The sequence below is a fragment of the Escherichia sp. MOD1-EC6842 genome (assembly GCF_002965705.1).
GTDB lineage: Bacteria > Pseudomonadota > Gammaproteobacteria > Enterobacterales > Enterobacteriaceae > Escherichia > Escherichia ruysiae.
Genome location: NZ_PTRF01000017.1, coordinates 18,578 through 39,770, shown reverse-complemented (window position 1 = coordinate 39,770; position 21,193 = coordinate 18,578). Strand labels below are relative to the sequence as shown.

The following is a 21,193-nucleotide window of genomic DNA, read 5'->3' as shown; positions in this document are numbered from 1 at the left end:
CCGGATAAGGTGTTCACGCTGCATCCGGCAAGAAACAATAAATCCGTCTGCCAGGTTTCTTGTAATTCCCATCCTGAATCTTTTTCATCTTCCCTGATTTTTCCTCACCATCATTGGTCATTTTTCGGTTGACGCCCCTCGGCTTTTCCTTCATCTTTACATCTGGACGTCTAAATGGATAGATGTTCACAACACAACATATAACTACAAGCGATTGATGAGGTAAGGTATGAGCTTTTTTCACGCCAGCCAGCGGGATGCCCTGAATCAGAGCCTGGCAGAAGTCCAGGGGCAGATTAACGTTTCTTTCGAGTTTTTCCCGCCGCGTACCAGTGAAATGGAGCAGACCCTGTGGAACTCCATTGATCGCCTTAGCAGCCTGAAACCGAAGTTTGTGTCGGTGACCTATGGCGCGAACTCCGGCGAGCGCGACCGTACACACAGCATCATTAAAGGCATTAAAGATCGCACCGGTCTGGAAGCTGCGCCGCATCTCACCTGCATTGATGCGACTCCCGATGAACTGCGCACCATCGCCCGCGACTACTGGAATAACGGCATTCGCCATATTGTGGCGCTGCGTGGCGACCTGCCGCCGGGAAGCGGTAAGCCGGAAATGTATGCCTCTGACCTGGTGACGCTGTTAAAAGAAGTGGCGGATTTTGATATCTCCGTGGCGGCGTATCCGGAAGTTCACCCGGAAGCGAAAAGTGCCCAGGCAGATTTGCTTAACCTGAGACGTAAAGTCGATGCCGGCGCCAACCGTGCGATTACTCAATTCTTCTTCGATGTCGAAAGCTACCTGCGTTTTCGCGATCGCTGCGTCTCGGCGGGTATCGATGTGGAAATTATTCCGGGTATTTTGCCGGTCTCTAACTTTAAACAGGCGAAGAAATTTGCCGACATGACCAACGTGCGTATTCCGGCGTGGATGGCGCAAATGTTTGACGGTCTGGATGACGATGCCGAAACCCGCAAGCTGGTGGGGGCGAATATCGCCATGGACATGGTGAAGATTTTAAGCCGGGAAGGGGTTAAAGATTTCCACTTCTATACGCTTAACCGCGCTGAAATGAGTTACGCGATTTGCCATACGCTGGGTGTTCGACCTGGTTTATAAATATTGTGGCTTTTGTGAAAATCACACAGTGATCACAAATTTTAAACAGAGCACAAAATGCTGCCTCTAAATGAGGGTGGGAAAATAAGGTAGTCAGCCTTGTTTTCTCCCTTCTTCCTTGAAGGATGTGAAGCTAAAACACTTTTTTATAAAGTATTTGTCCTAAATCGGACATAATCAAAAAGGCTTAATTACGATCAATTTGATCTACATCTCTTTAACCAACAATATGTAAGATCTCAACTATCGCATCCGTGGATTAATTCAATTATAACTTCTCTCTAACGCTGTGTATCGTAACGGTAACACTGTAGAGGGGAGCACATTGATGAGCACGTCAGACGATATCCATAACACGACAGCCACCGGCAAATGCCCGTTCCATCAGGGCGGTCATGACCAGAGCGCAGGTGGGGGCACAACCACTCGCGACTGGTGGCCAAATCAACTCCGTGTTGACCTGTTAAACCAACATTCTAATCGTTCTAACCCGCTGGGTGAGGACTTCGACTACCGCAAAGAATTCAGCAAATTAGATTACTACGGCCTGAAAAAAGATCTGAAAGCCCTGCTGACAGAATCTCAGCCGTGGTGGCCAGCCGACTGGGGCAGCTATGCGGGCTTATTTATTCGTATGGCCTGGCACGGCGCGGGGACTTACCGTTCCATCGACGGGCGCGGCGGCGCGGGTCGTGGTCAGCAACGTTTTGCACCGCTGAACTCCTGGCCGGATAACGTAAGCCTTGATAAAGCGCGTCGCCTGTTGTGGCCAATCAAACAGAAATATGGTCAGAAAATCTCCTGGGCAGACCTGTTTATCCTCGCGGGTAACGTGGCGCTGGAAAACTCCGGCTTCCGTACCTTCGGGTTTGGTGCCGGTCGTGAAGACGTCTGGGAACCGGATCTCGACGTTAACTGGGGTGATGAAAAAGCCTGGCTGACCCACCGTCATCCAGAAGCACTGGCGAAAGCACCACTGGGTGCAACCGAGATGGGGCTGATTTACGTTAACCCGGAAGGCCCGGATCACAGCGGCGAACCGCTTTCTGCGGCAGCAGCTATCCGTGCGACCTTCGGCAACATGGGCATGAACGACGAAGAAACCGTGGCGCTGATTGCGGGTGGTCATACGCTGGGTAAAACTCACGGTGCCGGTCCGACATCTAACGTTGGCCCTGACCCGGAAGCTGCACCGATTGAAGAACAAGGTTTAGGCTGGGCGAGCACTTACGGCAGCGGCGTTGGCGCAGATGCCATCACCTCTGGTCTGGAAGTGGTCTGGACGCAGACACCGACTCAGTGGAGCAACTATTTCTTCGAAAACCTGTTCAAATATGAATGGGTACAGACCCGCAGCCCGGCTGGCGCAATCCAGTTCGAAGCGGTAGACGCACCGGAAATTATCCCGGATCCGTTTGATCCGTCGAAGAAACGTAAGCCGACGATGCTGGTGACCGACCTGACGCTGCGTTTTGATCCAGAGTTCGAGAAGATCTCTCGTCGCTTCCTCAACGATCCGCAGGCGTTCAACGAAGCCTTTGCCCGTGCCTGGTTCAAACTGACACACAGGGATATGGGGCCGAAATCTCGCTACATCGGGCCGGAAGTACCGAAAGAAGATCTGATCTGGCAAGATCCGCTGCCGCAGCCGATCTACAACCCGACCGAACAAGACATTATCAGTCTGAAATTTGCGATTGCGGATTCTGGTCTGTCTGTCAGTGAGCTGGTATCGGTGGCCTGGGCGTCTGCTTCTACTTTCCGTGGTGGCGACAAACGCGGTGGCGCCAACGGTGCGCGTCTGGCATTAGCACCGCAGCGCGACTGGGATGTGAACGCCGCAGCCGTTCGTGCTCTGCCAGTTCTGGAGAAAATCCAGAAAGAGTCTGGCAAAGCCTCGCTGGCGGATATCATCGTGCTGGCAGGTGTGGTTGGCGTAGAGAAAGCCGCAAGCGCCGCAGGGTTGAGCATTCATGTACCATTTGCGCCGGGTCGCGTCGATGCGCGTCAGGATCAGACTGACATCGAGATGTTCGAGCTGCTGGAGCCGATTGCTGACGGCTTCCGTAACTATCGCGCCCGTCTGGATGTTTCCACCACCGAGTCGCTGCTGATTGATAAAGCACAGCAACTGACGCTGACCGCGCCGGAAATGACCGCGCTGGTGGGCGGGATGCGTGTACTGGGTGCCAACTTCGATGGCAGTAAAAACGGCGTCTTCACTGACCGCGTGGGCGTATTGAGCAATGACTTCTTCGTGAACTTGCTGGATATGCGTTACGAGTGGAAAGCGACCGACGAATCGAAAGAGCTTTTCGAAGGCCGTGACCGTGAAACCGGCGAAGTGAAATACACGGCCAGCCGTGCGGATCTGGTGTTTGGTTCTAACTCTGTCCTGCGCGCGGTGGCGGAAGTTTACGCCAGCAGCGATGCCCACGAGAAGTTTGTTAAAGACTTCGTGGCAGCATGGGTGAAAGTCATGAACCTCGACCGTTTCGACCTGCTGTAATCTGACCTCCTTCAGCGACTGCCTTTCAGGCAGTCGCTGAAGTTTCTTTACCGGCGTATAGTGTCGCTAACAAAACTACTACACGCTGGATCTCTCATGCCTACTACGGGAAAGAGCAACCCACTGGCAATCAGTGGCCTGGTTGTGCTCACACTTATCTGGAGTTATAGCTGGATTTTCATGAAGCAAGTCACCAGCTACATCGGTGCTTTCGACTTCACCGCCTTACGCTGCATTTTCGGCGCTCTCGTTTTATTCATCGTCCTTTTATTACGTGGTCGCGGAATGCGCCCGACGCCGTTTAAATACACCTTAGCCATCGCCCTGTTACAAACCTGCGGGATGGTTGGCCTGGCGCAGTGGGCGCTGGTCAGCGGCGGAGCGGGGAAGGTGGCGATCCTGAGCTATACCATGCCGTTCTGGGTGGTGATTTTCGCCGCGTTGTTTCTCGGTGAACGACTGCGGCGCGGGCAATATTTCGCGATTCTGATTGCCGCCGTTGGTTTATTGCTGGTGTTGCAGCCGTGGCAACTCGATTTTTCTTCGATGAAAAGTGCCATGCTGGCAATCCTCTCCGGTGTTAGTTGGGGGGCGAGCGCGATTGTTGCTAAACGCCTTTATGCCCGCCATCCGCGCGTGGATTTATTGTCGTTAACATCCTGGCAGATGCTTTATGCGGCGCTGGTGATGAGTGCGGTCGCGTTACTGGTGCCACAACGTGAAATTGACTGGCAACCCACCGTGTTCTGGGCGCTGGCCTACAGTGCGATTCTGGCGACGGCGCTGGCCTGGAGCTTATGGTTGTTCGTGCTGAAAAACTTACCCGCCAGTATTGCCAGCTTAAGTACTCTGGCAGTTCCCGTTTGCGGGGTACTGTTTTCGTGGTGGCTGCTCGGTGAGAATCCCGGCGCGGTTGAAGGTAGCGGTATTGTGCTGATTGTGCTGGCACTGGCGCTGGTGAGCCGTAAGAAAAAAGAAGCCGTCAGCGTAAAAAGGATCTGAAGCGTATCTTCATGGGTGCTATCGCTTATTTCGTAAAATAGCGGTAGTGCCCGACAATCCGCCAGCTAAACAGCACATCTTCCTCCTGTGCGCCTGCGCCAATGTTATGTATCACCAGCGGCGTACCGTCGCGGGCAATGCCATCTGACACAACACCGATATGTGCCAGCCCGTTATCTAATCGCCAGGAAACAATATCGCCCGCTTGATAGTCACTGGCGTTTTTGCTGGTGGGGCGTGTTTTATCGTGGCGGTTAAACCAGGTTTCCAGATTCGGCACCCGACGATGATCGATGTTGCTGTCCGGACGTTTTAACTGCCACTTTTGTGGATAATCGGCAAAATTCTTCGCCATATCTTCATGCACCAGCTTCTGCAAATCGACTTTCTGGCTGCGCAAGGCGCGGATCACTACATCAGAACATACGCCGCGCTCCTGCGGGACATCGCCGCCAGGATAGGTAAGCTGCACATATGCCGGATCGTAAAACAGCGTGCTGCCAATTTGCTGTCTGGCACCGTCTGCGATGGCAAGGTTGGTGTTGGTCTGGATTTGTACCACGGTTGGTGGAACGGCGGGAGATTTTAAGGAGTGGCTGGTAAATCCCGTCAGAAGACTGACCAACGCGAGTGAAGCTTTCATCTGTTTCGTCCGTGAAAATAATCGTCGCAGATTCGACCTTCCGGGCGTTTGAATGTTCTGTGGGGAAAATGTCCAGAAGCGGATAAAAAAACTCCGAACAATGCGGAATTTCAGATGGGGGACAAAGTAAAAAAGTGTCCGGACGGTTCCCTCACATCTTTGGGGAGAGGGCGAGGGGGAAAACCGTGCCCTCAGTGACGAATGAGCCAGTTTGGCAGCAATTTCCAACACCCGGACAACGCAGGTGTTTCAGACGGGCGACAATGTATAAAACGTGCCCGGACGGTCCCCTCGCCCCTTTGGGGAGAGGGTTAGGGTGAGGGGAACAAACCAGCTCCGGCGCGACCCCGGCAAGGGGGAATACCGTGCCTACTTTGCCTGCAATCTCAAACTCCCGGACAAGCCGGGAGTTTGGCATAGGTTATTCCCACTCTTGCAGGAAACGCTGTCCGTACTGGTCGGCTACCAGCAGTGCGGCGTAAACCTGATCTGGCGTTGCGCCGCCTGGCATGTTGTGAATAGTTTCACCTTCTGCACAAGATGCTTCTGCGACAATCCGCATTTTCGCCGGAATATCTTCTTTAATATCCAGTTGCGCCAGGGTAATTGGCAGACCAACGGCATGACACAGCGCCGCTACGGTTTCGATTTCCTCAACCGGTGCGTTTTCCAGCACCAGTTGTGTCAGCGTACCGAACGCCACTTTTTCACCGTGATAATAGTGATGCGCGTCCGGGATAGCGGTCAGGCCGTTATGCACCGCGTGTGCCGCAGCCAGACCACCGCTTTCAAAGCCTACACCGCTCAAATAGGTATTCGCTTCAATCACGCGCTCCAGCGCCGGAGTTACCACATGCTGTTCGGCAGCAAGCATCGCTTTTTCGCCTTCTTCCAGCAGGGTGTTGTAGCACAGTTCAGCCAGCGCCAGCGCGGCCTGGGTGCACTTGCCGCCCGCCATCGTGGTCGCGCCACTGCGAGAGCAGGCACGTGCTTCAAACCAGGTTGCCAGCGCATCGCCGATACCCGCCGCTAACAGACGTGCAGGTGCGCCAGCAACGATTTTTGTATCCACAATGACGCGTTCCGGGTTGTTCGGCAGCAGCAGATAGCGGTCAAACTCACCATCATCGGTGTAGATAACAGACAGTGCGCTACACGGTGCGTCGGTAGAGGCTATGGTCGGTGCGATTGCTACCGGAACGCCCATAAAGTGCGCCAGTGCTTTGGCGGTATCGAGAGTTTTGCCACCACCGATACCGAGAATTGCGCCACACTGAGCTGTTTCCGCAATGCCGCGCAGACGGTCGATCTCATTTTGCGAACATTCACCGCCAAACGGCGCAATTTCTACTACCAGTCCAGCATCTTTAAAGCTTTTCTCGACAGTGGATTGAGCAAAGCCTAAAACAAATTTGTCACCCACCACTAACCAGCGTTCCGCCAGTGGCTTCAGGTATTCGCCCAGACGATTAATGACATCTGCGCCCTGGATGTATTTACCCGGTGATTGAATAATGCGGTCCATAATTGCTCCTTTAGAGATGAGTAGTGCCAAATGCGGCGTTCCAGTCGTGTTCGAACTTCTCTATTGCTGACTCTACCGCAGGCGTGTTGAGCATTTGTTGCGCTACATCTAAGGGCAGGGTGATGGATTCACATCCTGCCAGCAAACAATCCAGCGCCTGACGCGGTGTTTTAAAGCTGGCAGCCAGCACCATGCTTTCTGGCGCGTGCATTTCCAGCAATGCTTGCAACTCCTGAACCGTGCGAATACCGTCACCGCCCTGGGCGTCTACGCGGTTAACATACGGAGCAACATATTTGGCGCCTGCCAGCGCGGCTAATAACCCTTGTGCGGCGCTATATACAGCGGTGCCAAGCGTAGTAATACCTTCTTTTTTCAGTATTTTAATTGCTGCCAGACCTTCAGCGGTTACCGGGATTTTCACCACGATGCCCGGAATGGCGTCGCGCAGACGCTTCGCTTCTTCCACCATACCCTGCGCGTCACGGCTCATGGTCTGAGCAAACAGAATGCCCTCATCACCAATCGCTTTTTGCAGACGCGGCAGCACTTCCCAGATGGACTCCTTGCTGGCAGCGATGATGCTCGGGTTAGTTGTCACCCCGGCAATCGGGAATATGCGTGCCAGACGTTCGACTTCTGCGACGTTAGCGGTGTCCAGATACAGTTCCATGATGTTTCCTTTTACAGTTCCAGTTCATGTTGCAGCAGGCTGGCGATAGCGTCGGCAGAGGCGGCGTTAACCAGCGCGTTACGGAATTCTTCGTGCATGATGCGGCGAGCGAGGCGCGAGAAAATGCGCATGTGCTGATCGCCCGCAGCGTGTTTGTTCAGGGTTAACATAATGATGAATTGCGCTTCATCATCGCCCCAGCGCACCGGCGCTTGCAGACGCGCTACGCTGATGGTGGATTGCTCAATGTGTTCTGATTTGCTGTGTGGAATGGCAAAACTAAAACCCAGACCGGTAGAGAAAACGGCCTCGCGCGCCCACAAGTCGGCTTCCAGTTTACGCGGATAGCGGCAGCGGCCCGCCAGCAGCAGGTTATCGGTCATGCCTTTGAGCACTTCTTCTTTGCTGCGCCAGTCGCTTTCCAGCGCGATGCACTCGGCGGTGACCAGCGGTGCGTCCTGTTGCGTCATACGGAATTGCGCCAGCAGGTGTTCCACTTCCAGCGAAGTACGGCAGGCCATTGCCTGGTTGAGCAACTGGCGGCACTCACGGCTATCAAGTTGCGCCATTCGCGCTTTCGCCGCCGGAATTGACGGTGCGCTCATGCTGAGTTCATCCAGCCCTAAACCGACCAGCAACGGCAGCACGGAACCTTTCGCTCCCAGTTCACCGCACAGACCAATCCATTTCCCCTGGCGATGCACCGCCTGCACGGCGTAATCGAGCGCCCGCAAGAAGGCCGGATTCAGGCTGTTGTAGTGACGAGTAACCTTAGCGTTATCGCGATCCACTGCCAGCAGATATTGCGTCAGGTCATTACTACCGATACTAAAGAAATCAATCTCTTCGCAGCACTGATCGATGATGAACATCACCGACGGCACTTCCAGCATAATGCCGAGCTGGATCTTCTCATCAAACGGAATATGTTCGTTACGCAGTTGCTGTTTAGCTTCCACCAGTTTTTCTTTCACCCATAAGATCTCTTCCATTGAGGAGATCATCGGGATCATGATTTTCAGGCTACCGTGAGCAGAGGCGCGCAGGATCGACCGTAGCTGCGTGGTAAACAGCGAGGCGTACTCTTCATAAATACGCACGGCGCGATAACCGAGGAACGGGTTAGCTTCTGCGGGAATGTTCAGATAATCAACGGGTTTGTCACCGCCAATGTCCATAGTGCGCACAATAATGCTGCGTCCGTTGGCGGACTCCAGCGCCTGACAAAAAATGTTGTACAGCTCGCTTTCGCCCGGTGCGCTGGTGCGATCCATATAGAGCATTTTAGTGCGGAACAAACCAACGCCTTCCGCACCATTGCCGAATGCGGCCTGCGCTTCCACGGAGTGAGCGATGTTAGCGGCAATTTCAATGCGGATACCGTCAGCGGTGCGGGCTTGCTGAGTCAGCCAGACACGTTGCTGCTCACGCAGGGCGTCCTGTACGCGGGCTTCTTGTTGATAATAACGCGTTACCGCGTCTGTCGGTTCGACCACAATCGCCCCAGCGTTGCCGTCGATATAAATCGTTTGCTGCTGCCACGGAGTAAGCGTGTCGATATCCACGCCAACCAGTGTCGGAATGTTGAACGAACGGGCAAGAATTACCGTATGTGACGTGGTGCCGCCGCTTTTGAGTAACAAACCTTTGAGGTGATTTTTATCCAGTTCGAGGAACTGACTGGGGGTCAGTTCATCAGCCATACAAATGGCGGGCTGCGTCAGTTTGCCCGGTGCTGGAAAGCGTTGTTCACCGTAAATTTGCTGGAGTAACTGGAAGCAGACATCGCGCACATCCAGCGCACGTTCTTGCAGATAGCTGCTGCTGGAGCGGGCGAACTCTTCGCAAAAGTGATTCGCACTGGCAACAATCGCTTCGGCGCAGCTTAATCCCTCGCTGACGCCTGCCAGTAAGTGGTGACGCAAAGATGTATCGCTCGCTAATGAACGGTGCGCTTCCAGAATCGCGCTGGTGGCGCCGTCGCTATCCAGCAGACGAAACTCAATGTTTTTCAGTACCAGTGTCAGGCCGTTTTCCAGTGCGGATTGCTCGGCGTCAACGTCTTTGGCTGCGGGAAGATTACCCAGCGCGTTAAGATCTAAAGAAGAGATCGGCGTCAGAATGCCACCTGCGCTACCGCTGCATACGGTGCGGGCGCGGATAATTCTCGGATTCAGGTTGGTCAGTGAAACCGGCAACGGCTCCAGTTCGTCAGATTTAACTTCCGCCAGCGGCGCGTCGCAGTGGGGAAATTCATCGCGCAGCCATTGGCTTAAACGCTGGTGCGCTTCCTGTTCGTCGGCTCCGGAAATCAGTAACTGGCAGTTATCGCCCACCAGCGTGTCGGTGCCAATCAGCGCCAGTGCGCTTTTGGCGTTGCCTTTGCGATCGGTGCGCAGGTTATGCCACTCAATTTGTGATGAAAAAGTATTACACAGCGTTTCAACGTGGCTTGCCGGACGTGCATGTACGCCGTTAGGTAGCTCACAAATAAATTCTACAATCAGGGCCATTGCCTTTCTCCCGGTACGGTTTTCTGTTTACAGGATAAGAGCGCACGGCAACGGCCTGCCATGTGACAAATCTGCCAAAAGCTGGACAAATGTAATGTAACCGCCAATTTGCGACGCGTCTCACAAGACGCGTCACTCCGGCATGATTCCGAGTTAACGCAAGTTATGAGGCGGATCGCATTTTTGTACAGACATTACAAAAATCCAGTAAATGGCCTTTTTATCCACTGTTTGCCCTGCTTGCGATTGCCTATTGTTTCTGCCATCAAAAATATGGACATGGGCTTTACTAAGCCCGGGAGCGACTTATGAATGAGTTGGTGCAGATCCTGAAAAACACCCGTCAGCACTTAATGACGGGCGTTTCACACATGATTCCCTTCGTGGTATCGGGCGGTATTTTGCTGGCGGTTTCCGTCATGTTGTATGGCAAAGGCGCAGTGCCGGATGCCGTCGCCGATCCGAATCTGAAAAAACTGTTTGATATCGGCGTCGCGGGTTTGACGCTGATGGTGCCTTTCCTCGCGGCGTACATCGGTTATTCCATTGCAGAACGCTCTGCGCTGGCGCCGTGCGCTATTGGTGCCTGGGTTGGTAACAGTTTCGGCGCGGGCTTCTTTGGCGCGCTGATCGCCGGGATTATCGGCGGCATCGTGGTGCATTACCTGAAGAAAATTCCGGTGCATAAAGTTCTGCGTTCTGTCATGCCCATCTTCATTATCCCAATCGTCGGCACACTGATTACCGCTGGCGTCATGATGTGGGGGCTGGGCGAGCCGGTGGGTGCGTTGACTAACAGCCTGACTCAGTGGCTTCAGGGAATGCAGCAGGGCAGCATTGTTATGCTGGCGGTGATCATGGGATTGATGCTGGCGTTCGATATGGGCGGCCCGGTTAACAAAGTGGCTTATGCATTCATGCTGATTTGCGTTGCTCAGGGGGTTTATACCGTGGTGGCCATTGCCGCTGTGGGTATTTGTATCCCGCCGCTGGGTATGGGGCTGGCGACGTTGATTGGTCGTAAAAATTTCTCCGCTGAAGAGCGCGAAACGGGTAAAGCGGCGCTGGTGATGGGGTGTGTTGGCGTCACTGAAGGGGCGATTCCTTTCGCCGCCGCCGATCCGTTACGTGTGATCCCTTCCATCATGGTCGGTTCTGTTTGTGGCACGGTGACCGCAGCAATGGTCGGTGCGCAGTGCTATGCAGGCTGGGGTGGTCTGATTGTGCTGCCGGTGGTTGAAGGTAAGTTGGGTTATATCGCAGCAGTGGCTGTCGGGGCGGTTGTGACGGCAGTCTGCGTGAACGTGCTGAAAAGTCTGGCGCGTAAAAATGGGTCTTCGGCTGATGAGAAGGAAGATGACCTGGATCTGGATTTTGAAATTAATTAATTGAGGAACGAGCCATGACGAAAATTATTGCAGTAACCGCATGTCCTTCAGGTGTTGCCCATACCTATATGGCGGCAGAGGCGCTGGAAAGCGCCGCGAAAGCGAAAGGCTGGGAAGTGAAAGTAGAAACCCAGGGCTCGATCGGTCTGGAAAATGAACTGACTGCGGAAGATGTGGCGAGTGCCGATATGGTGATTCTGACCAAAGATATCGGCATCAAGTTTGAAGAGCGTTTTGCTGGCAAGACCATCGTGCGCGTCAACATCAGCGATGCAGTAAAACGCGCTGATGCCATCATGAGCAAAATCGAAGCCCATCTGGCGCAAACCGCTTAAGTTCTTATCCCGCCCGCAAGGGCGGGTTCGCTTTCCTACAGGAGTTCCTCATGACGAATCGTATCTCTCGCCTTAAAACTGCGCTGTTTGCCAATACCCGTGAAATCTCGCTGGAGCGGGCGCTGCTTTATACCGCCAGCCATAAGCAAACCGAAGGCGAACCGGTGATTATTCGTCGGGCAAAAGCCACGGCGTATATCCTGGAACACGTTGAAATTTCGATTCGTGATGAAGAACTGATTGCCGGTAACCGCACCGTAAAACCTCGCGCCGGGATTATGTCACCGGAAATGGATCCTTACTGGTTGCTGAAAGAGCTGGAGCAATTCCCGACGCGACCGCAGGATCGCTTTGCTATCAGTGAAGAAGATAAACGTATCTACCGCGAAGAGTTGTTCCCGTACTGGGAAAAACGTTCGATGAAAGATTTCATCAACGGGCAGATGACGGATGAAGTAAAAGCCGCAACCAGCACGCAGATTTTCAGCATCAACCAGACGGATAAAGGTCAGGGGCATATCATTATTGATTATCCGCGCCTGCTGAATCACGGGCTGGGTGAGCTGGTGGCGCAGATGCAGCAACATTGTCAGCAACAGCCGGATAATCACTTTTATCAGGCCGCGCTGTTACTGCTGGAAGCTTCACAAAAACACATTTTGCGTTACGCCGAACTGGCGGAAACGATGGCGGCAAACTGCACCGATGCCCAGCGTCGCGAAGAATTGCTGACTATTGCGGAGATCTCCCGCCATAACGCGCAACATAAGCCGCAGACGTTCTGGCAGGCGTGCCAGTTGTTCTGGTACATGAACATCATTCTGCAATACGAATCCAACGCCAGTTCGCTATCGTTGGGGCGCTTCGACCAGTATATGTTGCCGTTCTATCAGGCATCATTAACCCAGGGCGAAGATCCGGCGTTCCTGAAAGAACTGCTCGAATCTTTATGGGTGAAATGCAACGACATCGTGCTGTTGCGCTCCACCAGCAGCGCGCGCTATTTCGCAGGTTTCCCGACCGGCTATACCGCGCTGCTCGGCGGTTTAACGGAAAACGGACGTAGTGCGGTGAACGTGCTTTCGTTCCTCTGCCTCGACGCCTATCAAAGCGTGCAATTACCGCAACCGAACCTGGGCGTGCGCACTAACGCCTTGATCGATACGCCGTTCCTGATGAAAACCGCAGAAACCATCCGCCTTGGCACCGGTATTCCGCAAATATTCAACGATGAAGTGGTGGTGCCTGCGTTCCTCAACCGTGGCGTTTCGCTGGAAGATGCGCGCGACTATTCAGTGGTCGGTTGTGTGGAGTTGTCTATTCCTGGCAGAACCTACGGCTTGCACGACATCGCGATGTTTAACCTGCTGAAAGTGATGGAAATTTGTCTGCATGAAAATGAAGGCAATGCTGCGCTGACTTATGAAGGTTTACTGGAACAGATCCGCGCCAAGATCAGCCACTACATCACCCTGATGGTTGAAGGCAGCAATATTTGTGATATCGGCCATCGCGACTGGGCGCCAGTGCCGCTGCTTTCGTCGTTTATCAGCGATTGTCTGGAAAAAGGCCGCGATATTACCGATGGCGGCGCGCGTTATAACTTCTCCGGCGTACAGGGGATCGGTATTGCCAACCTGAGCGATTCTCTCCATGCGTTGAAAGGGATGGTTTTTGATCAACAGCGTTTAAGTTTTGACGAATTGTTGTCGGTATTAAAAGCCAACTTCGCAACGCCAGAAGGCGAAAAAGTTCGCGCTCGCTTAATTAACCGCTTTGAGAAATACGGCAACGATATCGACGAGGTGGATAACATTAGCGCCGAACTGCTGCGCCACTACTGCAAAGAAGTGGAAAAATACCAGAACCCGCGCGGTGGCTACTTCACGCCAGGGTCGTATACCGTTTCTGCTCACGTCCCGTTGGGATCGGTGGTTGGCGCGACGCCAGACGGTCGTTTTGCCGGGGAGCAACTGGCAGACGGTGGCTTGTCGCCAATGCTGGGCCAGGACGCACAAGGACCAACGGCGGTACTGAAATCAGTCAGTAAGCTCGATAACACGCTGCTGTCTAACGGTACATTGCTGAACGTGAAATTCACTCCGGCGACCCTCGAAGGTGAAGCGGGATTACGTAAACTGGCCGACTTCTTACGGGCATTTACCCAGCTTAAGTTGCAGCATATTCAGTTTAACGTGGTGAATGCCGACACGTTGCGGGAAGCGCAAAAGCGCCCACAAGATTATGCCGGGCTGGTGGTGCGCGTTGCCGGATATAGCGCCTTCTTTGTCGAATTGTCGAAGGAGATCCAGGATGACATCATCCGCCGGACAGCGCATCAGCTGTAACGTTGTGGAAACGCGCCGCGATGACGTGGCGCGCATTTTCAACATTCAGCGTTATTCGCTGAATGACGGTGAAGGCATCCGCACGGTGGTCTTTTTTAAAGGCTGCCCACATCTTTGCCCGTGGTGTGCTAATCCGGAGTCGATCTCCGGCAAAATCCAGACGGTACGCAGAGAGGCGAAATGTCTGCACTGCGCGAAATGTTTACGTGATGCGGATGAATGCCCCTCCGGGGCGTTTGAACGGATTGGTCGCGATATCAGCCTTGACGCGCTGGAGCGGGAAGTGATGAAAGATGACATTTTCTTTCGCACGTCCGGCGGCGGCGTCACGCTTTCTGGCGGCGAAGTGTTAATGCAGGCGGAATTTGCGACCCGTTTTTTACAGCGACTTCGGCTGTGGGGCGTCTCATGTGCCATCGAAACAGCCGGAGACGCGCCAGCCAGCAAGCTGTTACCACTGGCGAAATTGTGCGATGAAGTGTTGTTCGATTTAAAAATTATGGACGCGACTCAGGCGAGGGATGTGGTGAAGATGAACCTGCCACGCGTGCTGGAGAATCTGCGTTTGCTGGTAAGCGAAGGTGTCAACGTGATCCCGCGTTTACCGCTGATCCCTGGTTTCACACTCAGCCGGGAGAATATGCAGCAGGCGCTGGACGTGCTGATCCCGCTGAATATCAGGCAAATCCACCTGTTGCCGTTTCATCAGTACGGTGAACCGAAATACCGCCTGCTGGGGAAAACATGGTCGATGAAAGAGGTTTCTGCGCCCTCGTCAGCCGATGTGGCAACGATGCGCGAAATGGCAGAACGAGCCGGATTTGAGGTTACCGTGGGGGGGTAAAATGGCATACCTGGTGGCAGTAACCGCCTGCGTCAGCGGCGTGGCGCATACTTATATGGCGGCAGAACGGCTGGAAAAATTATGCCAGTTAGAGAAGTGGGGCGTCAGCATTGAAACCCAGGGGGCGCTGGGAACGGAGAATCGTTTAGCGGACGAGGATATCCGTCGGGCGGATGTTGCGCTGTTGATTACGGATATCGAGCTTGCTGGTGCCGAGCGATTTGAGCATTGCCGCTATGTGCAATGCAGCATCTACGCATTCCTGCGTGAGCCGCAGCGGGTAATGAGCGCGGTGCGCAAAGTGCTTTCTGCGCCGCAGCAAACCCATCTTATTCTGGAGTAGTCGGTTTTTCTGTCAGTTGGCTGTGGTATTGCCGACGATATTCTGACGGCGAGCGTTCGGTGTTTTTACGAAACAGGCGGCAGAAGTAGTTGCTGTCGACAAAGCCGCAGGCGTGCGCCACTTCTTTTACCTTCAGGTCATAGCCTTTCAACAACGTTTTTGCATGTTCCAGCCGTGTATGATTCAGGTATTCGTTAAAGCCCGTCGCACCCGTTTTTTGAAACAGGTGGGAGAGGTAATTGGGCGAAATATAGAATGCTTGCGCGACAGATTCACGGGTTAGCGCGGAGGCATAGCGTTCATCGATATAATCGCGAATCGCTTCAAATAGTGCCTGGCTGCGTGAGGCGGTCTGGATTTGACTGCCGAGCAAGTCGCGGCAGTGGCTAAGCAGGCTGGCGACGATAAGCCTTGCCGTTTGCTGCTCCTGTGGCTGCATTTGCATTTCATTGAGTGTTTGCAGCAAGAATGAACCAATGCGCGGGCCGCGTCGGGCGACGTGCTGCTTTGCCAGATTTTGGTATTGCTTGCCATCCCATTGTACGACGCTGAAGCCGAGTTGCTGTTTGCCAAACAGCACGCTGAAGGTGGTGGCGGGTGTTTGCCATTGCGGGAAGTTCCAGCCGCCAGCAGGGACGTACAGTACATCGCCGGGAACTAACGTTGCGCCAGCGCCGGTATCAACAAACTCGCCTTCCAGCACAATTTCCAGCCGTGGAAAATCGACCTGATATGCAAGATCGGGCGCCGGGCCGTTGCTACTGGCAAAGTAAATCTGGCGCAGGGACAGCGGGCCGTTGATCAGGCGGGAGAGTAGATAGCTGACGTCGTGATACATGTTATTCCCTTAGGTATGTAGACGGGAAAACAGTAACTGGCATTATGAAAAAAGGCCACCTGAAAAGTGTGGCCTGATGAGAGTTCGATGTAAACATTGCGGCAGTATCGCATCCGGCAAATAGCGCCAGACGCGATACAAAGGTCATTTACTGATTACCCACCTGATCGCCATACGGCAGTGTGTCGTAATCGATCAGCGCGTTTTTCTTGTACGGGTTGCCAATCCAGCGGGTGGTTTCTTTGAACTGCGGGTTCACCACCGAACGGGTTGGATCGTAACCGTCGTAAGATAAGCCCGCCAAATCCGACCAGGTGTGGATCAGTTCCGCCAGGCTGTATTTACGATCGACATCCTGCGAGAAATCACGCGGATGAGTCTCCTGCCATTTTTCCGACGTCCACAGCAGGAACGGAATGGTGTACATGTGGCGCGTCGGGTTATCTTCGTTACGCCCCTGGGTTTTGTGCGGCGGCGTGTCGTAAACCTCTTCACCGTGATCAGAGAAGTAAACCAGGAAACCGTTCGGATCGGTCGCTTTAAAGTCTTTAATCAGGCTGGCAACCACATGATCGTTATACAGGTTAGCGTTGTCGTAATCGTTATACGACTCCAGCTCTTCTGCGCTTAATCCTGGTGGGACATGATCGGTATTGCCATCAAACTTGCCCTGATCTTCCGGGTAACGGTACTTGTATTTGATATGTGTACCCAGCAGATGAACGATGATCAGTTTCTTCGGCGCAGGGTCATTCAGCACTTCCTGGAACGGCTTCAGCACGTTGGTGTCGTATTCACGCGCACTCTGCGTACGTTGCTGGTTCATGTAGTACTGCTTGTCGGTCTGGCGCGAAAATACCGTCAGCATGGTATTGCGGGCGGTCATCGTCTGCTGGTTGGTTATCCAGAAGGTTTTATACCCCGCCTGTTTCATCATGTTCATCAGCGACGGCTGCGTCAGATACAGATCCGGGTTCTTTTCATTGGCAAAGGTCAGCGCCTGTTGCAGGATTTCAATGGTGTAAGGACGAGACGTCACCACGTTATTAAACACGGTCAGATTCGGATCGGTTTTATGCAGCGCATCCAGCTCCGGCGTGGTTTCACGCGGATAACCATACAGACTCATACGTCCACGCTGGGTCGACTCGCCAATCACCAGTACCAGGGTGCGTGGTTCGTTGCCCGATTCATCTTTGAAATTAGCCAGCGGCGGTAATGCATTATTTTCATTCAGCAGCTTCGTCAGCGAGTTAAGTTGCTGGCGATACTGATAATAACCAGTCAGGAATTGCCACGGGGCGGCAGGTTCCATGCGCGATGCCAGGTTATTCAACGTTTTCTCAAACGGCTTGTTTTTGATAAACGTATTCATGGCGATCGGATGCAGAATCAAACCGTAAAGCAGGGCAAAAGAGACGATATAACGCCACGGCTTCGGAATATAGACCGGGCGCAGGCGTGTCCACAGCAGAACTGCCACCGCCGTATAGGCCAGCGCGATAAGCACAATCTTCAGGCTGAAATACTGGCTTAAATACTCGCTGGCTTCGTTGGTGTTGGTTTCAAACATCACAAACAGAACGCTCTGCGAGAACTCCTGACCGTAGATGACGTAGTAGCACAGCGCCGCCAGAGAGGCCGCCCACAGCACCACGCCGATCACTGCGGCAATAATTTTAATCCGCTTCGGAAAGAGGAATACCGGGATCAACCACAGCGAACTGAACAGCAGTGAGTCGCGAATGCCGTTGGTGCCGCTGTAGCCGCTGATGTAAATAATGGCCTGTAACAGGGTAGAGAAAAACCAAAAGTAGAGCAGTGCCCAACCCAGGGCTTTCCAGCTAAAAAGGGGTTTAGTCTGGACTTCAGTGGAATGCATAGTAAGAACCCGTTTTGGATAATAGCGCCGAATGTAAGGACAAAACCTTAAGGATATCTGAAGGGATATCCAGAATCTGGGTGAAATGCAGACAGAAATATATTGAAAACGAAGGTGTTAGAACAGAAGTATTTCAGAAAACCCTCGCGCTATTGCACGAGGGTTGATAGAGGATGGGGGTTAGCCGGTATTACGCATACCTGCTGCAATTCCGGCAATAGTGACCATCAACGCTTGTTCGACGCGGGGATCCGGCTCCTGGCCTTCTTTTTCTGCCTGGCGGGAGCGGTGCAGCAACTCTGCCTGCAGTACGTTCAGCGGGTCAGTGTATATATTTCGTAGCTGAATAGACTCGGCAATCCACGGTAGATCGGCCATCAGATGGGAATCGTTGGCAATTGCCAGCACCACTTTGATGTCTTCTTCTTGCAGATTGCGTAACTCTTTACCTAACGGCCACAGCTCTTTGTCGACCAGGCGTTGGTCATAGTATTCCGCCAGCCACAGGTCTGCTTTGGCGAAGACCATTTCCAGCATTCCCAGACGCGTTGAGAAGAACGGCCAGTCGCGGCACATGGCTTCCAGTTCGCTCTGTTTGCCATCTTCCACCACTTTTTGCAGCGCAGTACCCGCGCCCAGCCAGGCTGGGAGCATCAGGCGGTTTTGTGTCCAGGCAAAAATCCACGGAATTGCGCGCAGTGATTCGACGCCGCCGGTCGGGCGACGTTTCGCCGGACGTGAACCTAATGGCAGTTTGCCCAGTTCCTGTTCCGGCGTGGCGGAGCGGAAGTATGGAACAAAGTCTTTGTTTTCACGCACATAACCACGGTAGAGATCGCAGGAGATGACCGAAAGTTCATCCATAATGTGACGCCAGCTCTCTTTCGGCTCAGGCGGTGGCAGCAGGTTGGCTTCCAGAATCGCCCCGGTGTACAGCGACAGGCTGCTGACCGTGATTTCTGGCAGACCGTACTTAAAGCGGATCATCTCGCCCTGTTCGGTCACGCGCAGGCCGCCTTTCAGGCTTCCTGGCGGTTGCGATAGCAGCGCCGCATGAGCCGGTGCGCCGCCGCGACCAATAGAACCACCGCGACCGTGGAACAGCGTCAGTTCAATACCCGCTTTTTCGCAGGTTTTGATTAACGCATCCTGTGCCTGATATTGCGCCCAGGAAGCTGCCATCACGCCCGCATCTTTTGCCGAGTCGGAATAGCCAATCATCACCATCTGTTTGCCCTGAATCAGGCCGCGATACCAGTCGATATTCAGCAACTGGGTCATGACATCGTTGGCGTTGTTCAGGTCATCGAGAGTTTCAAACAGCGGTGCGACTGGCATCGCAAATCCAATACCTGCTTCTTTCAACAGCAGGTGAACGGCCAGTACGTCGGACGGCGTTTTCGCCATCGAGATCACGTAGGCGGCAATCGAACCTTGCGGTGCTTCGGCAATCACCTGACAGGTATCAAGCACTTCGCGCGTTTCGGCGCTTGGTTGCCAGTTGCGTGGCAGAAGCGGACGTTTGGAGTTCAGTTCGCGGATCAGGAACGCCTGTTTGTCGGCCTCTGACCAGCTTTCGTAGTCGCCGATGCCGAGGTAGCGGGTCAGTTCACCCAGTGCTTCAGTATGACGGGTGCTCTCCTGACGGATATCAATACGCACCAGCGGTACACCGAAACATTTCACGCGGCGCAGAGTATCGAGCAGATCGCCGTTGGCGATAATGCCCATACCACACGCTTGCAGGGACTGGTAGCAAGCGTAGAGCGGCTCCCACAGTTCTTCGTTCTGCGTCAGCAGACCTTCCGGCTTCGGCAGTTCTTCGCCTTTCAGACGCGCTTCCAGCCAGGCCTGTGTTGCCATCAGGCGGGAACGCAGGTTTTTCATCAGATAGCGATACGGTTCTGCGGCACCTTCTTCGCCGACCAGCGCCAGCAGTTCAGGGGTTGCTTCAACCATCGACAGTTCAGAAACCAGAACCTGAATATCTTTCAGGAACAGGTCGGTTGCTTTCCAACGGCTGAGCAGCAGGACGTGGCGGGTGATATCGGCAGTGACGTTCGGGTTGCCGTCGCGGTCGCCGCCCATCCACGAGGTAAAACGCACCGGAACAAATTCGACGGGCAGTTTGTAGCCGAGATTCTCTTCCAGTTGTTCGTTCAGTTCGCGCAGGTAATTCGGTACGCCTTGCCACAGGCTGTTTTCTACTACGGCAAAGCCCCATTTGGCTTCATCAATCGGGCTTGGGCGCAGCTTACGGATTTCATCGGTATGCCATGACTGGGCGATCAACTGGCGCAGGCGGCGCATCAGTTGGTTGTGTTCGTAGTCGGCGATATCTTTGTTGTCGAGCTGTTTTAAGCACGCGTTCACTTCCACCATTTTGTGGATCAGTGTACGACGAGTAATTTCGGTTGGGTGCGCAGTGAGTACCAGTTCCAGCGACAGTGATTCCACCGCTTTTTTGATGGTGTCTTCGCTCAGTTCCGGCTGGTTTTTCAGTTTACGCAGGGTGCGGGCGATCACTTCCGGGTTGCTGGCAGCCTCGCCTTTCGGCGAAATGCTGTGGTATTGCTCGGCGGTGTTTGCCAGGTTCAGGAACTGACTAAACGCACGCGCAACGGGCAGCAGCTCGTCGTTCGACAAATTTTGTAAGGTGGTGAGCAACTCCTGGCGGTTAGCATCATTGCCAGCGCGTGAAGATTTGGACAACTTACGGATAGTTTCTACGCGTTCAAGAATGTGTTCTCCCAACGCATCCTTGATGGTTTCTCCCAGCACTTTGCCGAGCATACTGACATTACTACGCAATGCGGAATATTGTTCGTTCATATAACCCCAGACACCCCATCTTATTGTTTGAAGCCCGGTATCCTTCACGTCGCATTGGCGCGAATATGCTCGGGCTTTGCTTTTCGTCGTCTTTTATAAAGCCACGTAAAAGCGATGACGTCAAATGCTGCGAAATCGCTTCAGCAAACGAATAACTAGCAGGAATTTACGCCATTAAATTCACGATGATTTAAATAAGCGTAACTTATGGAAATGTTAAAAAATCGCCTCAAGTAACACCAAAGAGTTATGAGTTGTAGTTACCATTTGGGCAATCATCTGAGATTGCTGACAAACTCGTTTACGGGTCAGTATGGGCACGGTTTTCCCCTCACCCTAACCCTCTCCCCGAAGGGGCGAGGGGACTGTCCGTGCGCTTGCATGGCTTTGTCATCAGC

15 protein-coding genes are annotated in these 21,193 nt (G+C 53.5%); 8 read left to right on the top strand and 7 right to left on the bottom strand.

The window, feature by feature from the left end; genetic code table 11:
* Nucleotides 1–229: 229 nt before the first annotated feature.
* The 3 genes from metF (at nucleotide 230) to yijE (ending at nucleotide 4,631) form a co-directional block, all read left to right on the top strand.
* The gene (metF, locus tag A7Z29_RS18060; RefSeq protein WP_000007526.1) at nucleotides 230–1,120 is read left to right on the top strand and encodes a methylenetetrahydrofolate reductase; all 891 of its coding nucleotides are present in this window, start codon (nucleotides 230–232) and stop codon (nucleotides 1,118–1,120) included.
* Between the two features lie 328 nt (nucleotides 1,121–1,448).
* Nucleotides 1,449–3,629 (top strand): catalase/peroxidase HPI, encoded by a 2,181-nt coding sequence (gene katG / locus A7Z29_RS18055; protein ID WP_024212599.1) that lies wholly within the window; start codon nucleotides 1,449–1,451, stop codon nucleotides 3,627–3,629.
* Nucleotides 3,630–3,725: 96 nt separating this feature from the next.
* Nucleotides 3,726–4,631 carry a cystine transporter YijE gene (gene yijE / locus A7Z29_RS18050; RefSeq protein ID WP_085461440.1) on the top strand — a complete coding sequence of 302 codons (906 nt, stop codon included), beginning with the start codon at nucleotides 3,726–3,728 and terminating at the stop codon, nucleotides 4,629–4,631.
* A 25-nt stretch (nucleotides 4,632–4,656) separates the two neighbouring features.
* On the opposite strand, the gene A7Z29_RS18045 is transcribed toward yijE, so the two are convergent.
* The 4 genes from A7Z29_RS18045 to ptsP form a co-directional block, all read right to left on the bottom strand.
* Entirely contained in the window at nucleotides 4,657–5,274 is a 618-nt protein-coding gene (locus A7Z29_RS18045) for a DUF1287 domain-containing protein (RefSeq protein WP_105290584.1), read from the bottom strand.
* Nucleotides 5,275–5,695: 421 nt separating this feature from the next.
* A complete protein-coding gene (gldA, locus tag A7Z29_RS18040; protein WP_000373988.1) occupies nucleotides 5,696–6,799 on the bottom strand; it encodes a bifunctional L-1,2-propanediol dehydrogenase/glycerol dehydrogenase in 1,104 nt (367 codons plus the stop codon).
* A gap of 10 nt (nucleotides 6,800–6,809) precedes the next feature.
* A complete protein-coding gene (gene fsa / locus A7Z29_RS18035) occupies nucleotides 6,810–7,472 on the bottom strand; it encodes a fructose-6-phosphate aldolase (protein ID WP_000424833.1) in 663 nt (220 codons plus the stop codon).
* An 11-nt stretch (nucleotides 7,473–7,483) separates the two neighbouring features.
* Nucleotides 7,484–9,985, bottom strand: a complete 2,502-nt coding sequence (gene ptsP / locus A7Z29_RS18030) for a phosphoenolpyruvate--protein phosphotransferase (RefSeq protein ID WP_105290583.1) — start codon at nucleotides 9,983–9,985, stop codon at nucleotides 7,484–7,486.
* A 308-nt stretch (nucleotides 9,986–10,293) separates the two neighbouring features.
* Between ptsP and A7Z29_RS18025 the strand changes: the two genes are divergently transcribed.
* Genes A7Z29_RS18025 through A7Z29_RS18005 form a run of 5 tightly spaced genes read left to right on the top strand, consistent with a single transcriptional unit; the run spans nucleotide 10,294 to nucleotide 15,243 of the window.
* Entirely contained in the window at nucleotides 10,294–11,373 is a 1,080-nt protein-coding gene (locus A7Z29_RS18025; RefSeq protein ID WP_001004465.1) for a PTS fructose transporter subunit EIIC, read from the top strand.
* Nucleotides 11,374–11,387: 14 nt separating this feature from the next.
* Complete coding sequence (locus A7Z29_RS18020) at nucleotides 11,388–11,708, top strand: PTS fructose-like transporter subunit IIB (protein WP_000161265.1); 321 nt, start codon at nucleotides 11,388–11,390, stop codon at nucleotides 11,706–11,708.
* Between the two features lie 50 nt (nucleotides 11,709–11,758).
* Nucleotides 11,759–14,056: a formate C-acetyltransferase gene (locus tag A7Z29_RS18015; RefSeq protein WP_105290582.1), complete on the top strand. Its 2,298-nt coding sequence runs from the start codon at nucleotides 11,759–11,761 to the stop codon at nucleotides 14,054–14,056.
* Nucleotides 14,022–14,900: a [formate-C-acetyltransferase]-activating enzyme gene (locus A7Z29_RS18010; RefSeq protein WP_000204106.1), complete on the top strand. Its 879-nt coding sequence runs from the start codon at nucleotides 14,022–14,024 to the stop codon at nucleotides 14,898–14,900. The genes A7Z29_RS18015 and A7Z29_RS18010 overlap by 35 nt, the downstream gene beginning before the upstream one ends.
* A gap of 1 nt (nucleotide 14,901) precedes the next feature.
* Complete coding sequence (locus A7Z29_RS18005; RefSeq protein ID WP_000323849.1) at nucleotides 14,902–15,243, top strand: PTS fructose-like transporter subunit IIB; 342 nt, start codon at nucleotides 14,902–14,904, stop codon at nucleotides 15,241–15,243.
* On the opposite strand, the gene A7Z29_RS18000 is transcribed toward A7Z29_RS18005, so the two are convergent.
* From A7Z29_RS18000 to ppc, 3 genes are all read right to left on the bottom strand, one after another.
* Nucleotides 15,230–16,081: an AraC family transcriptional regulator gene (locus A7Z29_RS18000; protein ID WP_000274614.1), complete on the bottom strand. Its 852-nt coding sequence runs from the start codon at nucleotides 16,079–16,081 to the stop codon at nucleotides 15,230–15,232. The genes A7Z29_RS18005 and A7Z29_RS18000 overlap by 14 nt on opposite strands.
* 148 nt (nucleotides 16,082–16,229) lie before the next feature.
* The gene (locus A7Z29_RS17995) at nucleotides 16,230–17,963 is read right to left on the bottom strand and encodes a phosphoethanolamine transferase CptA (protein WP_105290581.1); all 1,734 of its coding nucleotides are present in this window, start codon (nucleotides 17,961–17,963) and stop codon (nucleotides 16,230–16,232) included.
* 180 nt (nucleotides 17,964–18,143) lie between these two features.
* A complete protein-coding gene (ppc, locus tag A7Z29_RS17990; protein WP_001005563.1) occupies nucleotides 18,144–20,795 on the bottom strand; it encodes a phosphoenolpyruvate carboxylase in 2,652 nt (883 codons plus the stop codon).
* Between the last annotated feature and the right edge of the window lie 398 nt (nucleotides 20,796–21,193).